The sequence below is a fragment of the Pseudomonas khorasanensis genome (assembly GCF_014268505.2).
GTDB lineage: Bacteria > Pseudomonadota > Gammaproteobacteria > Pseudomonadales > Pseudomonadaceae > Aquipseudomonas > Aquipseudomonas khorasanensis.
The window spans coordinates 1-16,474 of sequence record NZ_JABWQP020000023.1; the positions used below are offsets into that span (position 1 = coordinate 1).

14 protein-coding genes and 1 pseudogene are annotated in these 16,474 nt (G+C 60.3%); 8 read left to right on the plus strand and 7 right to left on the minus strand.

All coding sequences use genetic code 11. The annotated features are described in order from the left end of the window. Nucleotides 1-259 (minus strand): annotated as a pseudogene (locus tag HU727_RS25190) (type II secretion system protein N); the annotation flags it as partial. 120 nt (nt 260-379) lie between these two features. Here HU727_RS25190 and gspH point away from each other — a divergent pair. Further along, nucleotides 380-826: a type II secretion system minor pseudopilin GspH gene (gene gspH, locus HU727_RS25195; RefSeq protein WP_186534410.1), complete on the plus strand. Its 447-nt coding sequence runs from the start codon at nt 380-382 to the stop codon at nt 824-826. Continuing rightward, nucleotides 823-1,431: a type II secretion system protein GspJ gene (locus tag HU727_RS25200; RefSeq protein WP_186534408.1), complete on the plus strand. Its 609-nt coding sequence runs from the start codon at nt 823-825 to the stop codon at nt 1,429-1,431. Before gspH ends, HU727_RS25200 begins: the two co-directional genes overlap by 4 nt. Nucleotides 1,432-1,751: 320 nt before the next feature. On the opposite strand, the gene HU727_RS25205 is transcribed toward HU727_RS25200, so the two are convergent. From HU727_RS25205 to HU727_RS25215, 3 genes are read right to left on the minus strand one after another with little or no spacing between them, the layout of a single operon-like run. After that, nucleotides 1,752-2,690, minus strand: a complete 939-nt coding sequence (locus tag HU727_RS25205) for a FecR family protein (RefSeq protein WP_186534407.1) — start codon at nt 2,688-2,690, stop codon at nt 1,752-1,754. Nucleotides 2,691-2,722: 32 nt separating this feature from the next. After that, a complete protein-coding gene (locus HU727_RS25210) occupies nt 2,723-3,274 on the minus strand; it encodes an RNA polymerase sigma factor (RefSeq protein ID WP_186534406.1) in 552 nt (183 codons plus the stop codon). After that, nucleotides 3,271-3,993 carry a secretin and TonB N-terminal domain-containing protein gene (locus HU727_RS25215; RefSeq protein WP_367617023.1) on the minus strand — a complete coding sequence of 241 codons (723 nt, stop codon included), beginning with the start codon at nt 3,991-3,993 and terminating at the stop codon, nt 3,271-3,273. Before HU727_RS25215 ends, HU727_RS25210 begins: the two co-directional genes overlap by 4 nt. Nucleotides 3,994-4,143: 150 nt before the next feature. Here HU727_RS25215 and HU727_RS25220 point away from each other — a divergent pair, with 150 nt between their 5' ends. Further along, complete coding sequence (locus HU727_RS25220) at nt 4,144-4,446, plus strand: hypothetical protein (RefSeq protein ID WP_186534404.1); 303 nt, start codon at nt 4,144-4,146, stop codon at nt 4,444-4,446. 89 nt (nt 4,447-4,535) lie between these two features. On the opposite strand, the gene HU727_RS25225 is transcribed toward HU727_RS25220, so the two are convergent. Beyond that, complete coding sequence (locus tag HU727_RS25225; RefSeq protein WP_186534403.1) at nt 4,536-4,976, minus strand: carboxymuconolactone decarboxylase family protein; 441 nt, start codon at nt 4,974-4,976, stop codon at nt 4,536-4,538. Between the two features lie 441 nt (nt 4,977-5,417). Here HU727_RS25225 and pdxR point away from each other — a divergent pair, with 441 nt between their 5' ends. From pdxR to HU727_RS25245, 4 genes are all read left to right on the plus strand, one after another. Then, the gene (pdxR, locus tag HU727_RS25230; RefSeq protein ID WP_186534402.1) at nt 5,418-6,851 is read left to right on the plus strand and encodes a MocR-like pyridoxine biosynthesis transcription factor PdxR; all 1,434 of its coding nucleotides are present in this window, start codon (nt 5,418-5,420) and stop codon (nt 6,849-6,851) included. A 123-nt stretch (nt 6,852-6,974) separates the two neighbouring features. Further along, nucleotides 6,975-7,268 (plus strand): putative quinol monooxygenase, encoded by a 294-nt coding sequence (locus HU727_RS25235; RefSeq protein WP_186534401.1) that lies wholly within the window; start codon nt 6,975-6,977, stop codon nt 7,266-7,268. A gap of 145 nt (nt 7,269-7,413) precedes the next feature. Beyond that, entirely contained in the window at nt 7,414-7,815 is a 402-nt protein-coding gene (locus tag HU727_RS25240) for a cupin domain-containing protein (protein WP_186534400.1), read from the plus strand. 216 nt (nt 7,816-8,031) lie between these two features. Further along, nucleotides 8,032-8,748, plus strand: a complete 717-nt coding sequence (locus HU727_RS25245) for an ATPase (protein ID WP_186534399.1) — start codon at nt 8,032-8,034, stop codon at nt 8,746-8,748. A gap of 160 nt (nt 8,749-8,908) precedes the next feature. On the opposite strand, the gene HU727_RS25250 is transcribed toward HU727_RS25245, so the two are convergent. Both HU727_RS25250 and HU727_RS25255 read right to left on the minus strand, forming a co-directional pair. Further along, complete coding sequence (locus HU727_RS25250) at nt 8,909-13,804, minus strand: NAD-glutamate dehydrogenase (RefSeq protein WP_186534398.1); 4,896 nt, start codon at nt 13,802-13,804, stop codon at nt 8,909-8,911. Between the two features lie 480 nt (nt 13,805-14,284). Continuing rightward, on the minus strand, nt 14,285-15,679 hold the full coding sequence (locus HU727_RS25255) for a hypothetical protein (RefSeq protein WP_186534397.1): 1,395 nt from the start codon (nt 15,677-15,679) through the stop codon (nt 14,285-14,287). Between the two features lie 292 nt (nt 15,680-15,971). On the opposite strand from HU727_RS25255, the gene HU727_RS25260 reads away from it, so the two are divergent. Beyond that, nucleotides 15,972-16,325 (plus strand): hypothetical protein, encoded by a 354-nt coding sequence (locus HU727_RS25260; protein WP_186534396.1) that lies wholly within the window; start codon nt 15,972-15,974, stop codon nt 16,323-16,325. The last annotated feature ends 149 nt before the right edge of the window (nt 16,326-16,474 follow it).

Below are 16,474 nucleotides of genomic sequence, written 5' to 3' on the forward strand. Positions count from 1 at the left end.
AACTCAATATCGCCACCGTCCCGCTCCCGCCCGCGATCACCCCGCTCACCTTGATATCCACCGGCGCGGTCTCATTTGAGAACCACTGCAACGCCGGGCTATCGCTCCTCGCCGCCAGCACTTGCGGGGTGGCTGCGGGTGTGTGCGATTCCGCCGTGGTCAGCAGCAGCGACGACCATGTCGCGACGCCAACCAGGGCGGCGAGCAGGGCCAGGGCCTGGACGGTTTGCGCTGGGGTAATCCGTGCGGTGAGTTTCATGGGTTGTCGCTCCTTGTTGTCCCTGTTGCCAGCCTACGCGGCAATTCTCTCCGTTTTATTTCACATGCCTTAAATGTTCGCCGGGCACGATGGGGTGGGACGCCAAGGAGCGCGCGGATGATGAGCAGGCAGCAGGGTTTTACGTTGATCGAGTTGATGGTGGTGCTGGTGATCATCGGGATTGCCAGTGCGGCGATCAGTTTGAGTATCAAGCCTGATCCGTTGCAGTTGTTGCGCAAGGATGCCGAGCGGGTTGCGCAGTTGTTGCAGGTGGCGCAAGCCGAGGCTCGCGCGGATGGGCGGCCGATTGTGTGGGTGGCGGATGCCAAGGGGTTTCGCTTTGGTCGGCGTGGGGATGATGGCGTGGGGTTTGAGTCGTTCAAGGAGGATGCGCAGTTGCGCCCGCGTGCGTGGCAGAGCACGAAGGTGGAGGTGCGTGTGGAGCCTCGGCAGGCGGTGGTGCTGAATGCCGAGTGGATCAATCCGCCGTTGCGGCTGATTTTGTCTGATGGGGCCAATCGGCTGAGTGTGCTGCGCGATGGCAGTGGGCGGATCAGTATTCAATGAAGACTCAGCAAGGGTTCACTCTGATTGAGGTGATGGTCGCGATTCTGCTGATGGCGGTGGTGAGTCTGATTGCCTGGCGCGGGCTGGACAGTGTGACGCGGGCAGACAGTCATTTGCAGGCGAGCAGTGAGCAGAGCGATGGGTTGTTGCGGGTGTTGAATCAGTTGCAGCGTGATCTGGACATGCGCGCGGGGGTGGAGTTGAGCGAGCCGAAGAAGGTTGGGGTTGATGATGAAGCGCCCAGCGCGCCGGCTGCGGTGACGGTGCGTAGCAGTGATAGCAAGGGGTTTCGTCTGGACATTATTCGCACGGCTGTTGATCAGCCGGGGGCGTTGCAGCGGGTGCGCTGGTGGGTCAAGGGCGACACGTTGTATCGGGCGGTGGCTGAGGCGCGGAGTCGGTATCCGTTGCCGGCGCCTGGGAATGGGGTTGCGGTCTTGAGTGAGGTGAGTGATGTGCAGGTGCGGGTTTGGGAGATCGATAAAGGCTGGCGGCAGTTGAACGGGAATCGGCGGGAGGATCCGTTGGGGTTGGAGATTCGGTTGAATCGGCAGACGCCGCAGGGGGTTGAGCGGTATCGGCAGGTGATTGGGTTGTTGCAATAATTTGGCAGTCACCAAGCAAATGTGGGAGCGAGCCTGCTCGCGAACGCGGTGGGTCAGTCAATGTTGTTGCCTCTGGTAGACCGCTTTCGCGAGCAGGCTCGCTCCCACAATTGGGTTGGGGGCGGTCAGTTGCAGGTTGGTTGGCTGGTAGGCCGTCATCGCTGGCAAGCCAGCTCCCACAGGGATCGAGTGCGACCGGGAGATATTGGCCAGTTGGGCAACCGCTTTCGCGAGCAAGCTCGCTCCCACAGAAAGCAAGAGCAAGATCAAAAGATCGCAGCCTTCGGCAGCTCCTACATTTGGATTGCGCTGGGCTTTGGTTAGCTGAGCACTACGACGCCGCCGGGCAGTTCGGTGCATTTGATGCCGTAGGCGTCGCGGATCAGCAAGGCGACGCCGGCGAGTTGGTCGAGGTTGAAACGGGCCTGGACGCGGCGTTGGCCGAGTTCGCGGTTGAGCAGCAGGAGCATGCCGGGGCGGTAGCGGTTGATTTCCTCGATCATCTGGCTGAGGGTTGCGCCGTTGAACACCAGTACCTGCTGGCGCCAGTTCATCACGGCGGCGGTGTCGACGGTTTGCACGTTGCCGATTTGCCGTGCGTCATAGGTGACTTGCTGGCCCGCTTCGAGGCGCAGGTTGCGGCCTTCGATGTCGACTTCGACTGTGCCATCGAGGCAGGTCACGCAGACTTGTTGATCCGTGTTGCGCAGGTTGAAACGCGCCTGACTGGCACGTAACCACCCTGCTCCGGCCTGCATCGCCAGCGGCAGGCGTGCGGTTTGCACTTCGACTTCGCCGCTGACCAGTTCAAAACCCTGCACGCCGTTATCGACGGTGCGCTGGTTGATGCGGGTCTGGGTGTTCAGTTCCAGGCTGAGGCCTTGCGTCGGTTCAACCCGTCGCTGCTGTCCGACTTCGGTGATGTAGTCGGCGCCCAATCCTTCGAACCCGCCGGGAATCGTGCCGCGCACCAGCAAGAATGCCGAAGATGCGGCAATGGCACCGCCGAGAAATGCCCGTCGACCGAAGGTGCGGCGGCCCTGCACGGCTTCGGCGGCCGGTTGCAGCCGATGCCACAACAGCTTGGTCTCTTCGAACGCCCGGGCATGGTCGCCACTCTGCGCGCACCATTCGCGCAGGGCGCGGGCGTCGGCGACGGTGGCGCGGCCCGAGGTCAGCAGGATCAGCCAGTCGTGGGCTTCGCTGTGCAGGGACTCGTCGGCCGAGGGTTCGGCGGGTTTCAGTCGAAAGATGTTCAAACGCGCTAATTCTCAACGGATTAATCGGGTCACTATTCGCTAGACGGTTTTCCGGCCCCGCGACCGAACCGCTGAAACACTTTTCTTTCCAGTTTGGCGGCGCAGAAGCCCAGCGCGGCTTTGATTTCCTTCTCGACCATGCGTGTGGAAATGCCGAAACGCTGGGAGATTTCCAGATGCGGCGCCTCCTCCAGCCGCGCCGCGATAAAGATCCGCCGACGCCGTGCTGGCAGCTCATACAAAGCGTTGAGCAGTGCCTGCATCTCTTTTTGCCCACCGACAACGCGCGCGGGATCGAGGGCTTCGTCGCCCAGTTGCAGCAGTTCTTCGACCTCGGTGCCGGTGAGCAGGCGCGCATCGGCCTGACGGCGATCGGCGGCGATGTTCAGGGCCATGCGATAGAGGTAGGCGTTGGGCTTGAGCAGATTCGGCGGGGTCTCCATGCGATCGACCCGCAGCCAGGTTTCGTGCAGCACGTCGTTGGCCAGGTCCTCGGAGCCAAGACGCCTGCGCAGGCGCACGCGAAAATCTTCGTATGAGCTGAGGAACAACTGGCCCATCGAACTTTGTCCGGCGTCTTTCATCCCCCGGAAACTCCTTCCCACTTGGTGCATTCCATGCGTTTTCCTGACGACTCCGGTAACAACAGCAGCGTGACCGGCTGGCGCAAGGCGCTGGGCGTCGGCCGATCGATTGTGAGGTTGCGAAAACTGTCCACCAGCGCGTTATCGCGCCGTGTATCGCCGGTCGAAGTCACCAACCGGTTGTGCTGCACCACGCCGTCGCGCCCGACCCACACTTGCAGCACCGCGCGATAACTGCCCGGACGGGTCAGCGGCGAACGGCACAGCTTGCGCTCGATCGCCGCTTGTACCGCCGTCGCGTAACTGCGATTGACGGCGACGCTGGCCGGCGATGGTTTGTCCGTCGGCACTGGCAGATCTTCCACCTGCGCCGCTTGCAAGGTGAACGCATCGGCGCGGGCATAGCGCGCCATCAACCCGGTGCCGCCGAGCAGATGGCGCAAGGCGTCGGCGGCGGTGTATTCACCGTCCACGGCGAGGGAGCGTCGGCCACGGCTCAACTGGCTGTCGACCAGCACCGCGACGCCTGTCGCGCGGCTGTATTGATCCAGCGCCCGCGCCAGTTCCTGCGCCGGGATGTGCAAGGTCATACGCATAGGCGCCGGCGCGGGGTCAGCCGTGGCAGCACTGCCCAGCAGACCGAGCAGCCACCCCAGGCCGACGCGACGCACAAGCGTCGCCGAGCGCTGAAGACTGATCCGCGAACTGCCTCGCTGCACGACTGGCGTACCCCTGAAAATCGCTATCCTGCGGGGCATTTATGACTCTGGTATGACGGTCGGTGCAAAAAAACCATCACGGGATTTGCACCGCGCTTGCACTAGACTCAAACGTCAGAGCGGCCCATTCGGGCAGGCCAGGAGGCGGACATGAAAACACGGTGGATCTGGGTCTTGCTGATGACGGCGAGTGCGGCGCAAGCCGAGGAGCCGCTGGGCTGCGTCGAGGTCACGGTCGGCGGTTACAAGGCGCCGAATTACGATTGCCTGAGCCAGCAGATGGGCAACAATCCTGAAGGCGCGGCAGCGGCGCAGAAGAACATGGAAGCGATGAATGTGCCGGTGCACAAACGACCGCCCAATCAGCTGGGGCTCGCGACGCCGGCTGCGACCAGCACGCGCATGGGCAATACGTTTGGCACGTCCGTGAAACCGCAGCGCCCCCCAAACTGAAACCCACACGTTGTGGTGCTCAACCCCCGATCGTGCTGACACTGCCATTTGTGGCGAGGGTTGCTCCCTCACCACAGGGGCGGCGGTGTTCAGTCGCTTGGAGTTTGGCGGAAGCTCACGGCCAGGCGGTTCCAGCTGTTGATGGTGCTGACCGCTACCGTCAGGTCAACCAGTTCGCCTTCATCGAACTGCTCGCGCGCCTGCTGGTAAACGTCATCCGGCACATGGCTTTCGGACAACAGCGTTACCGCCTCGGCCCAGGCCAGCGCCGCGCGCTCACGGGGGTTGAAGAAGTTGCTGTCGCGCCACACCGCGATCGCGTAAAGGCGCCGATCGCTCTCCCCGGCTCGCCGCGCATCCACCGAGTGCATGTCGGTGCAGAACGCGCAGCCATTGAGCTGCGAGGCGCGGATTCTGATCAGTTGCAGCAGCGGCGCCTCGATACTCAAATGGCTGGTCAACGCCTCCATGGCGATCATCGCTTTCATCGCTTTGGGCGACGCGTTGTAGTAATCCAGACGCAGGGACATGACGCAGGTCTCGGGGGCGGAATGATGGGTTCACGGTAAGGGCTATGCGGGCTGTGTTACAGCCCCAATTCCACGGAAAACCTGCGCACCAATAATCTGGGCCTTGCACCGTTCTCCTGTGGAAGCGAGCCTGCTCGCGAAAACAGTGTGCCAGACAAAATTCACCCACTGCCCCACCGCCATCGCTGGCAAGCCAGCTCCCACAAGGGTTTGCGTCGTATCCGGCTATCGACGCCTGCACAAAAACTGTGGGAGCTGGCTTGCCAGCGATAGCGGGGTGTCAGACAGCGAATCTGTTCAATGACACACCGCCTTCGCGAGCAGGCTCGCTCCCACAAAGATTTAGGCCAATTTGCGGTTTTTACTCCACGCAACTACTGCCCAATGCACAACAGCGGTAATCTGGCGGGCACGCCAAACAGCCTCGGGAGCCTCGTCGGTATGGAACTTCACGTCGTGATCAACGGCCGCAAGGATCTCGCCGGCCAGTTGTATCGGCAACTGCGCGCCGCCATTGAAACCGGACGCCTGGCCGCTGGCACGCAGCTGCCGCCCAGCCGCTTGCTCGCCGAGCAACTCGGTATTTCGCGCAAGACCATCTCTGACACCTATGCGCAACTGACCTATGAGGACTTCCTCACCGGAGTGGTTGGCAAAGGCACTTACGTAAACGCACGCCCCGCGCAGATCCAGCGCAAGCAAAGCCACACCGAACTGGCGAGCGCCGACGTGATCGAGAGCTGGCGAACTCTGCCGGTATTCCTGCGTCACCCGACCCTGGAAGGTTCGCTGCGCTACGACTTTATTGGCGGCGCTACCAGCAAAGGCCAATTTCCCCATGACGACTGGCGGCGCTGCGTCGCTCACGCCATGCGGCAGATGGCTCAGTCGAAAGGTTTCTACAGTGTCGCCGAGGGTTTGCCGGCGCTGCGCAATGCGATCGCCCGGCACATCGCGTTTTCCCGTGGCATCAACTGCCAGGACGAAGACATTGTGGTGTGCAACGGCGCGCAACAGGCGCTGGACCTGATCACCCGCGTGCTGATCCGCCCGGGCAATCTGGTGGCGATGGAAGACCCCGGCTATCCACCCGCGCGCTTGCTGTTCGGCACTCACGGCGCCGAGGTGGTTGGTGTGCCGGTGGATGCCGAAGGCATTCAGGTCGAGCTCATTCCCGAGGGCACGCGCCTGATCTATGTAACGCCATCGCACCAGTTTCCGCTGGGCATGGCGATGAGTCAGGCGCGCCGCGAAGCCTTGCTTGCTCGTGCCTACGAACTGGGCGCGATCATCATTGAGGACGACTACGACAGCGAATTCCGCTACGAGGGCCGGCCCACGGATTCGCTGTACAACCTCGATCAGCGCGGAACGGTGGCCTACGTCGGCACCTTTTCGAAAACTCTGCTGCCGGAGTTGCGCCTGGGCTATACGATCCTGCCGCCAGCGATTCTCGAGGCCGTGATCCGCGCCCGACAGCTCACCGATCTGCATGCCTCGACACTGCCGCAATGGGCGCTGGCCAAATTCATCGCCGAGGGCTGTCTGCTCAAGCATATCCGTCGCTGCCACACGATCTACGCCCAGCGGCGAGAGCGGATTCTGGCGCGCATGGCCACTGACCTCGCGCCATGGCTCGAAGCCGTCCCGGCCAGCGCGGGATTTCATATGGCAGTGTTCTGCAAGGTGCCGATCGATTTGCCGCTGGTCATCGAGCTGGCGAGAAAGGTTGAAGTCGGTCTGTACGCGATCAGCGGTTTCTATTATCAGCAGCCTGCAAGAGAAGGCCTGTTCTTCGGTTTTGGAGCCATCGAAACCCTGGACATCGACATCGCTCTTGATCGCCTGCGTGACATCCTCGAACAGATGTCATGAGCCGTTGGTATAACGTTTTTACTGCCGATTGGTTATTGGTGATTGACCTGCTCAGGCCTATTCTGCACAGGCGTTATCCCTCAATGAGCAGGATTCGTCCGGCCTGATTCAGGAGTGTGAGCAATGTCCAGCGAAGTGATCAACACGGTACAGGTAAAGGCTGCCGCGGGCCGCTCGGAAGAGTTGGGCAGGCAACTGCAGAAAATCGTCGATACCCTGCGCGAAACCCCGGGCTGCGATTCCTACCTGGTCGACCGCTGCCCCGAAGACAGCCACCGCTGGACCGTCAGCGCGCGTTGGCAGTCGGAAGCGGCAATGCAGGCGCATTTCAACCGGCCCGAGGCGCAGGGGTTTATCGATCTGATTGATAGCCGGTTGGCCAATAGCGTGGATTTCAACAGCTTCCCTATCGTTTAAAAGCAAGATCAAAAGATCGTCCGAAGGCTGCGATCTTTGCTTTTGACAAAGATTGGTCACCCCATCTTCCCGAATATTGGCCGTTTGAACGCGCCACATTGCGTCCTACTGTGATCACACCCCCAACCATCACAGGTAACCCGCCATGAAAACCCTGTCCTTCCTCGCTGCCACCCTCGCCCTGAGCTTCTGCGCCACAGCAATGGCCCACGGTCCGTCCGAGAAAATCACCGTCCTGCAGGAACAACTGCTGAAAAACGCCCCTGGCAAGAAAGCCATGATGATCGAAGTCGATTACAAGCCTGGCCAGTCGTCCATCGCCCACAAACACGAAGGCACCGCGATGGCGTACGTGCTGGAAGGCGAAGTGACTTCCCAGGTCAAAGGCGAACAGGCGATTACTTACAAAAAGGGCCAGTTTTGGTACGAGCCGGCCGGTTCCGAGCATCTGGTATCGAAGAACGCCAGCCAGTCCCAGCCGGCGAAGTTGCTGGTGTTCATGGTGCTGGCACCGGATGAGGAAGTGTTGATCCCGTTGGAAAACTGATGGCTGAGCCAGCAGCCATAAACAAAAGGCGCAAACCCGGAAATTGCGCCTTTTTTATTGCACCGTGGCATTAGCTGAGCCCGGTTAAAGCCAATAAAACTAACACTGCGAACTTTATTCAGCCACCGCTCAGCCTGGCAGGTTTAGGCTGAATAACTGCCGAACCCTCGGCGGTTAAACACTCATCGACAGACGTTGTTTCACGGGAGAAACACCATGAAACCTGCGCGCCCCGCCCTGTTGGCGATCTCGGTTTTAATGCTCTGTGCCTGCTCTGTTCCAACTGCCCCAAACGCCGTTTCATCACTCGACACGTTGCTGCCCCACCCGACCGGTCGCAGCAACGCTACCCAGGTCAACAGCGGCCCCGACGTATCGCTGGGCGTGATTTACAGCCCGAGCACCCAGGCCAATCGCCAATACTTGCGCGACTATCAAGCCAACGCCGGCACCGGTTTCGGCCAGAGTCTGCTGGTGCAGCCGATTCACGACGCTTACGTCGCCAGCTCCAGCCCGGATCGAGCGGTGGAGTGGGTCAACGCTTCGCTGCAGCGCCAGTTCGGCTCCGTGACGGTGTATCCCGACATGCAAAGCCTGCGCGCTGCCAAACCGGATGTGGTGGCGATCGTCGATACTCATAGCCAATTGATCACCTCACGCAGCTCGGATATCCGCGCCGAGGTCAGTGCTGATTTCTACGATGCGCAGTTGAACTACATCGGTACGGCAAAGGGTTCAGAGGCACGGGAGCTGACACCAGTCTGGGCGGACTTCAAGCGGTCGGAGGAGATTGTTGCGGATATCAATCAGCAGGAGGATGTGCAGGTTCAGGCGTTGCGAGAGTTTGATCGATCATTGGGTAATCTGGTGGCGAGACCTGTGGAGAAAGTGTCGATGCTGGACAGTCAGCAGGTTCAGGATTTGTATCGATAGCAAAGGACCTTTCGCGAGCAGGCTCGCTCCCACATTTGGAATGCGATCAGCTGTGGGAGCGAGCCTGCTCGCGAAGGCGCCAGAACAGGCATCACAAAACCCTCAGACATAAAAAAGCCCCGGCATCTCACGATGCCGGGGCTTTTCATTCAACCACTACTCAGGCCAGTTCAAGCTCGGCCGTTGCAGCAGCCGGTGCAACCACCGCCTGGCCGCTCAGGGCCAAGTCCAGCAGCTCACGGTTGGCCACGGCGTACATGGCGTAGTCCGTGCCGCTTGCCGCACGGATTTCCACCAGCATCGCGCGCCAGCGCCCGATCATGCTTTCGTGCTGCGCCATCCACAGCGCCAGGCGTGTTTCCACGTCCTGGGTGCCGTCGCCCTGTTGCAGGACGGAGATGGTGATCGCACGTTGCTGCCAGTCCACATCATCGCGGAACGCTTCACGGGCCAGTGCCTGCCAGTTGTTTTCAACCGGCAGAGCGCTGATCTGCTGCAGATACCAGGTGACGTCCAGCGCGCTGCCCACGGCGAAGTAAGCCTTGGCCACTTCGGCCGGGTTCTGGCCGGTGACGTCGGCCGCCTCGATGATCGGCAGCAGCGTGTACAGGTGCGAAGTGCCCGCCACCATACGCGCCAGCAGTTCCGGCACACCGGCTTCGACGTACGCCTGATAGCGCGCCTGCCAGCTCTCGCGGATTTCGCCACTCAGCAGTTCGTCGAGTTTCAGACCCAGCTCTTTCAGGTGCGGACCAAAATGCGCGACGTCACGGGCAGCGTTCTGCTCGTTGCGGCGGGCACGCAGGAACCAGCGCGTGGCACGACGCCCCAGACGCATCAGCTCGTCCATCAGCTCCAGCTGAACGTCAGCGGACACCTGATAGTCCAGCGCTTCGATCTGACGGAACCAGTGCGGGAGGTGGAAGATATCCCGAACAATTACATAGGCACCTGCAACGTTCGCCGGGCTCATGCCGGTCGACTCTTTGAGTCGCTGAACGAAGGTGATGCCCATGTGGTTGACTAGATCGTTGGCGATCTGGGTGCTGACGATTTCGCGCTTCAGACGGTGACGACGCATCGCTTCGGAGAACTTGCTGACGAGGGTCGGCGGGAACGCCGTTTCCATGTCGCGGGTCAGGTAATCGTCGTCCGGCACCTGGGAACCCAGCAGCTGTTCCTTGAGGTCGATCTTGCTGTAGGAGATCAGCACCGACAGTTCCGGACGCGTCAGGCCGTGGCCCTCAGCGACGCGCTCAACCAGTTGCTCTTCGGTCGGCAGGAATTCGATGGCACGGTCCAGCTTGCCACGACCTTCCAGGTCACCCATCAGACGCTTGTACTCAGCGATGCGCGCGTAAGCACGGCGCGCCGCCAGGGACAGGGCCTGAGTCTGCTTGTAGTTGTTGCCCAGCACCAGACCACCGACTTCGTCGGTCATGCTCGCCAGCAACTGGTTGCGCTGCTTGTCGGTCATGTCGCCGGCCTGAACCACTTCGTTCAGCAGGATCTTGATGTTTACTTCGTGGTCGGAGCAGTCCACGCCGCCGGCGTTGTCGATGAAGTCGGTGTTGGAACCGCCGCCATTGAGACCGAATTCCACACGACCCAGTTGGGTCATGCCGAGGTTACCGCCCTCGCCCACGACTTTGCAGCGCAGCTCATTACCGTTGACACGCAGCGCGTCGTTGGCCTTGTCGCCGACATCGGCGTGGCTTTCGGTGCTGGCCTTGACGTAAGTGCCGATACCGCCGTTCCACAGCAGATCCACCGGTGCCTTGAGCAAGGCATTCAGCAGTTCGGTCGGGGTCAGCTTGTCGGCCTTGATGTCGAAGCGCTCTTTCATCTGCGCCGAGATGGCAATGCTCTTCGCGCTGCGCGAGAAGATGCCGCCACCTTCGGACATGATGCTGGTGTCGTAGTCGGTCCAGGCCGAACGCGGCAGATCGAAAAGACGCTGACGCTCAACGAAGCTGGTCGCCGGGTTCGGGTTTGGATCGATGAAGATGTGCATGTGGTTGAAGGCCGCAACCAGTTGCAGCTTGTCCGACATCAACAAGCCGTTACCGAACACGTCACCGGCCATGTCGCCGACGCCCACCACGGTGATGCTGTCTTCCTGAACATTGATGCCGCGCTCGCGGAAGTGACGCTGTACGCCAACCCACGCGCCTTTGGCGGTGATGCCCATCTTCTTGTGGTCGTAACCGGCCGAACCGCCGGATGCGAACGCGTCACCCAGCCAGAAACCGTAGTCGATGGCGATACCGTTGGCGATGTCGGAGAAGGTTGCAGTGCCCTTGTCCGCTGCGACGACCAGGTACGGGTCATCGTCGTCATGACGCACGACGTTGGCCGGCGGCACCAGTGCGCCGTCTTTCAGGTTGTCGGTGATGTCGAGCAAACCCGAAATGAAGATGCGGTAGCAGGCGATGCCTTCGGCCGCGATCTCGTCACGGCTGCCGCCCAGTGGCAGGCGACGCGGCAGGAAGCCGCCCTTCGCACCCACCGGCACGATGACCGAGTTCTTCACTTGCTGGGCTTTTACCAGGCCGAGGACTTCGGTACGGAAGTCTTCCTCGCGGTCGGACCAGCGCAGGCCACCACGGGCAACGTTGCCGAAACGCAGGTGTACGCCTTCGACGCGCGGCGAGTAGACGAAGATTTCAAACTTCGGCACTGGCTTCGGCAGTTCGGGAATCGCGTGCGGGTTGAACTTGAAGCTGAAGTACGACTTGTTCTGGCCGTTGGCATCAGTCTGGTAGAAGTTGGTGCGCAGCGTGGCTTTGATCAGGTCGAGGTAACGACGCAGGATGCGGTCTTCGTTGAGCACCTGAACATCGTCCAGTGCCGTCAGAATCGCTTGTTCCAGACGCTGTTGCTTGTCGTCGAGGTCGTCGGCAGTGAGTTTGCGCGCCAGATAGAAGCGGGTCTTGAACAACCGGGTCAGCTCGCGAGCGATGTCGGTGTGGTTGTTCAGGGTGCTGGCGATGTAACCCAGATCGAAGCCCAGACGGATCTGCTTCAGGTATCGGGCGTAGGCACGCAGCAGCGCGACGTCGCGCCATGGCAGACCGGCGGTCAGCACCAGACGGTTGAACGCATCATTCTCGGCATCGCCACTGACGATGTGGACGAAAGCGTCCTGCAAGGTGTCGTTGAGTTGCTGGATGTCGAGGTCCAGGCCTTCGGCGGCGGTGAACGCGAAATCGTGGATCCAGAACTCGCGACCATTGGTGTGACGCAGGCGATACGGGAACTCACCCAGTACGCGCAGGCCGAGGTTTTCCAGGATCGGCAGCACGTCGGACAGCGCCAGCGGCGTGTCGGCGTGATAGAGCTTGCAGTGCAGCTCGCGCTGGCCGGACACCTGGCCCAGCGGCTGATAGAAGCTCATCACCAACGGATTTTTTTCGTTGAGGCTCAGCAGGTGCTGCATGTCGACCACGGCCGAATGCGCGGCGAAGCGCTCACGGTAGCCGGCCGGGAAGCCTTTCGGGAAGTCGGCCAGCACGTTGGTGCCGTGGGCTTCGCCGAAGCTTTCAACGGTCAGCGCGGCGTAGTCGTCCTGCCAGCTGCGGCAAGCCTGGACCACTTCTTTTTCCAGCAGCAACGGGTCGATGTCGAGACGGTTCTTCGGATCGACACGCAGGATCAGCTGTACGCGGGCCAGCACGGATTCGGAGAAGAACGTCCAGAACTCGCAGTCGGAGGCTTTGAGGCGCTCCATCAGCACTTGCTGGATCTTCTGGCGCACTTCGGTGGAATAGATGTCGCGCGGCACATAAGCCAGGCAGTAGCAGAAACGACCGTACGGGTCTTTGCGCAGGAACACGCGGATCTTGTTGCGTTCCTGGATCTGCACGATCGACATCACCGTGGTGAACAGTTCGTCGACCGGGGTCTGGAACAGGTCATCACGCGGCAACACTTCGAGAACCTGCGCCAGTTCCTTGCCCAGGTGGGCCTTGGACTGGAAGCCGGAGCGGCGCTCGATTTCTTCGACCTTGCGGCGGATGAACGGGATGACCCGCACGCTCTCGCCATACACCGAGGAGGTGTACAGACCCATGAAGCGGTGTTCCCTGATGACTTTGCCGTCGGCGTCGATTTCGCGGATCGACACGTAATCGGGGTAAGCCGGACGGTGCACACGGCTCGGGTGCGCAGCCTTGGCGAACGACAGCAGGGTCGGTTCACGCAGGTAGGCCACGGCGTAGTCTTCGATGCGCAGGTCTTCGTAGGTCAGGCCGGTGCGCAGCAGTTTGGTCAGACCGAGGAAGGAGCTGCGGTCGTATTCGATATGGCCGCCATCGGCCTGATCGGTGACCACGAACTCTTCGTAGCCGAGGAACGTGAAGTGGTTGCCCACCAGCCATTCCAGGAAGCTTTTGACTTCGTTCTTCTCGTCGGCATCGACAGCGAATGCACTGTTGTCGAGCTGGGTAAGCAGATCCTGGACCTTGGCTTTCATCGGCTCGAAATCGGCGACCGCGACGCGGACTTCGCCGAGAACCTGTTCCAGTTCCTTGCTCAACACATTCAGTTCGGCCGCGTTGGCGCAGCGGTCGATTTCCAGGTACATCAGCGACTCATGCAGCACGCCTTCGCCGGTGCTGCCCTTCGGCAGGACTTCCAGCAACTCGCCCTTGCTGCCACGACGCACGCTGAGCACGGTGGTTTGCAGGGTGTGGATGCTGAAGCCGCGACGGTTCAGCTCGGTGCGGACCGAGTCGACCAGAAACGGCAGGTCATGGTGCAGCACTTCGACCGCGGTGTGGGTCGACTGCCAGCCATGACGTTCGTAATCGGGGTTGTAGACGCGCACTTGCGGTTGCGCGTGATCGAAGCGCTCAAGCAGGCGCCACGCAGAGAGAGTACAGCCAGCGAGGTCGGAGAGGCGACGCTGAGTCAGCTCGTCCAGGGAAATGATGCCGAAGAATTGTTCAGCGAACAGCGCCACTTGTGGCAGTGCCTGTTCACTGATGTGCTGCGCCAGTGCCGCTTGCAGTTGGTGCTGGAAGTCGGCTTTGCTGGCTGCGGTGAAGAACGCCATCTGTGGTACTCCGCTTAAGCTTGTTATTGATGGAAAGCGTCGCGTGCAACACCCCTTTCGGGGCCGGTGTCACCCTGTTCCTGATTCTCGGGCAGAGGCAGCAGGGTGACAGGTGGGTGAAGCTGGACGGGACACTCAGGTCACATTCACCTTCCATAGAATGAGCATCTGCAAAAGCGACTGTCGGCGAGGTCGGCAATGCCTTTACGGGTGCTCATCCGTTGCGCAGCTTAAAGGGTGCGACAATGTGTCTGCTTGCGGTGCTGCGACATATTCGGTCATTGGCACGTAAATGCAGGGTTTTGACTTGTTCAACACTAGCAGGCGTCAGGCAAAACGCAGGTTCGACACCCCGCTTTTACGAGACATTCGTGCCAGGTCGATCCATGAGGACGCTACATATCCGGAAACGAAAACGCCCAAGACCTTGTTATCGACCTTGAGCGTGGCGTCCGGTTCAGCGCAGGCGGTTGACGCAGGTTAGTCCGGCAACTCTTCGTAGGCCCTGAATTTGCTGACAGTGGCGCAGTCGTAACACATCGTCTGCAGGATCTGCTTGTTCATGCTCGCGTCGATGTTGCTCGAATCGCATTCACGGCAGAACAGGCGCAGATGACCAAGCAAGTCGCTGTCGAACGCTGCAGCGCAAAAGAACTGCGGGACCAGCTCGTCGCGCCAGTACATCCCCGGCGATTTGGAGAATCCGGCGCCGCTGTCCTTGAGCACGACGTCGTAAAGCAACCGATACAACGCCGTCTGCGGCACCCGCGGATCGCGATGGGCGTTCTTGCGCCAGTTACGCGCCAGCGCGTCCTGCGCGGTGCCCAGCATGTTGCGCGGAATGGTGTTGGAGGCGTGACTGCGTCCGTTTGAATTGCCGGTGGCATAGAAATGCGCGGCGTTTCTGACTGCCAGGCGCGCGAAGTAATACAGCTGACTCACCGAGAAGTCCTGCAGCAACTGACCTACCACTTCTTCGGCGCGGGCTTCGGCAGTGAAGGCAAAATCCACTTCACTGGCCAGCACACGGATGTATTGAATCGAATCCTCGCGAGCCAGACTGAAGATCAACGAATAGATTTCGCTCTTCCAGGCTTCCTTTACGTTGCCCGACAACTCCTGATACAGCGCCAGGTACAAACTCTCCCGCGTGCTGCGCACCGTGCCGTCCAGCATGACGTTGGGCAGCCAGCGAACAGCGCTGTATTCGCGAATACAGCAACCTTCGGTGCGATCAAACGCCTTGATGTCCGAATCCGTGGAAACCGCCAGCACCCCGGCTTCGTGGAGACGCTTGAGTAATTCCTCACGGGCTTCATGGGTCAGGGCAAGCAGTTCCTCTCTGGATGGCGCATTCAGCGGCGCAACCCATTCAACGTTTACGCCGTAGCCGTCATCCAGCAAAGCGAGCAACGTCAACTTCTGTACAAATCCCAGATTGGCATAAGGCACGGCTGGACACAGCGCGCCATATCGGGCCTCCAGTTCCAGACGATCACGCGCCGCCCGGGCTGCCACTTGCTGCTGGTGCACCATGAAACATTGTTTGCAGCTGCACGTTGTGCGTCGGCTGTTGGCACCGGGTGCACTGTACAAGTGTTCACAACGCACGCATTTGTACGGACTGCGCAGCAAAGCCGAGGTACCGCGGGCGTGTCGGCGTACCCACATCGGCAAGGCGCAGTAAGGACAGGTGAGGTCTGGGCTGATGATCGGCGGCAACACTTTGAGCAAGCTGCGAACTGTTGAGGGAATCTGAAACTCAGCCATCAGTTCGGCCGTTTTTTCACCGTCGAGATAACGCTGGTAGATCTGCTCGATCTGTTCATCGGACAAATGCCGGATTTCTTCGGCGCGCTGGAAATACTGAGGCATTGAAAGAGGTCCTTTTTTTCATTGTCGTGGCGCACTCCGTTGCGTAGAGGGGGCGAAATTAACGGCAAACTGGTCGCCATCACAAGCGAAACGTCGCAACTTCACCGAGTTTTGGCGAACTTTGCATTTGCCCTACGCTGGCGTCGGATATTTCCCTGTCGATGTTCGGAAACGAGTGAAGGAAGTGTCCTTCTTTGCCTTTTTGGAGGTTGCGGGCAGCACAAACCTGTGGAGACTGGCAAAATCGCGCCTCTGAACAGACTCAACGTCGCCACCGCCCAGGAATTTCCCCATGCAAATGAACACCGCCCTACTGATCGTCAACCCGTGCGACGACGAAGAAGACAACATGGCCATGCTCTGCTGCCACAGCGACAAGGGCGACATGTTCCTGATGAGCCGCTATCCGGACGAGGATGAGCTGGAAATTACCCTGGATGGCGAGCCGTCGACGCTGGACGGGGTGAAAGTCACCTTGAGTTCAAATCTGCTGAAGATCGAGATTGCGGCGTCGGATGCTGATGCGTTGAACGGGGATGATGTGCTGGAAATCTCGTTCAACCCGGACATGGTGGACATGGATGAGGTTGTGGAGACGTTGAAGAATATTCTCGATGGGACCGGGACCTTTATCAGCGAAATTTGATGTTGCCTGGGCTGGCCCCTTCGCGAGCAGGCTCGCTCCCACATTAGAATGTGTACATCAGACCCTGTGGGAGCGAGCCTGCTCGCGACGGGGCCGGAACTGCCGACCGAGAATGTTCCTGCTGACAGAAGATCAAAAGATCGTCCGAT

Coding starts and splice junctions, on each gene's coding strand:
- gspH (WP_186534410.1), top strand. CDS start 380: ATGAGCAGGCAGCAGGGTTTTACGTTGATCGAGTTGATGGTGGTGCTG.
- HU727_RS25200 (WP_186534408.1), top strand. CDS start 823: ATGAAGACTCAGCAAGGGTTCACTCTGATTGAGGTGATGGTCGCGATT.
- HU727_RS25210 (WP_186534406.1), bottom strand. CDS start 3,274: ATGAAAGACGCCGGACAAAGTTCGATGGGCCAGTTGTTCCTCAGCTCA.
- HU727_RS25220 (WP_186534404.1), top strand. CDS start 4,144: ATGAAAACACGGTGGATCTGGGTCTTGCTGATGACGGCGAGTGCGGCG.
- HU727_RS25225 (WP_186534403.1), bottom strand. CDS start 4,976: ATGTCCCTGCGTCTGGATTACTACAACGCGTCGCCCAAAGCGATGAAA.
- pdxR (WP_186534402.1), top strand. CDS start 5,418: ATGGAACTTCACGTCGTGATCAACGGCCGCAAGGATCTCGCCGGCCAG.
- HU727_RS25235 (WP_186534401.1), top strand. CDS start 6,975: ATGTCCAGCGAAGTGATCAACACGGTACAGGTAAAGGCTGCCGCGGGC.
- HU727_RS25240 (WP_186534400.1), top strand. CDS start 7,414: ATGAAAACCCTGTCCTTCCTCGCTGCCACCCTCGCCCTGAGCTTCTGC.
- HU727_RS25245 (WP_186534399.1), top strand. CDS start 8,032: ATGAAACCTGCGCGCCCCGCCCTGTTGGCGATCTCGGTTTTAATGCTC.
- HU727_RS25250 (WP_186534398.1), bottom strand. CDS start 13,804: ATGGCGTTCTTCACCGCAGCCAGCAAAGCCGACTTCCAGCACCAACTG.
- HU727_RS25255 (WP_186534397.1), bottom strand. CDS start 15,679: ATGCCTCAGTATTTCCAGCGCGCCGAAGAAATCCGGCATTTGTCCGAT.
- HU727_RS25260 (WP_186534396.1), top strand. CDS start 15,972: ATGCAAATGAACACCGCCCTACTGATCGTCAACCCGTGCGACGACGAA.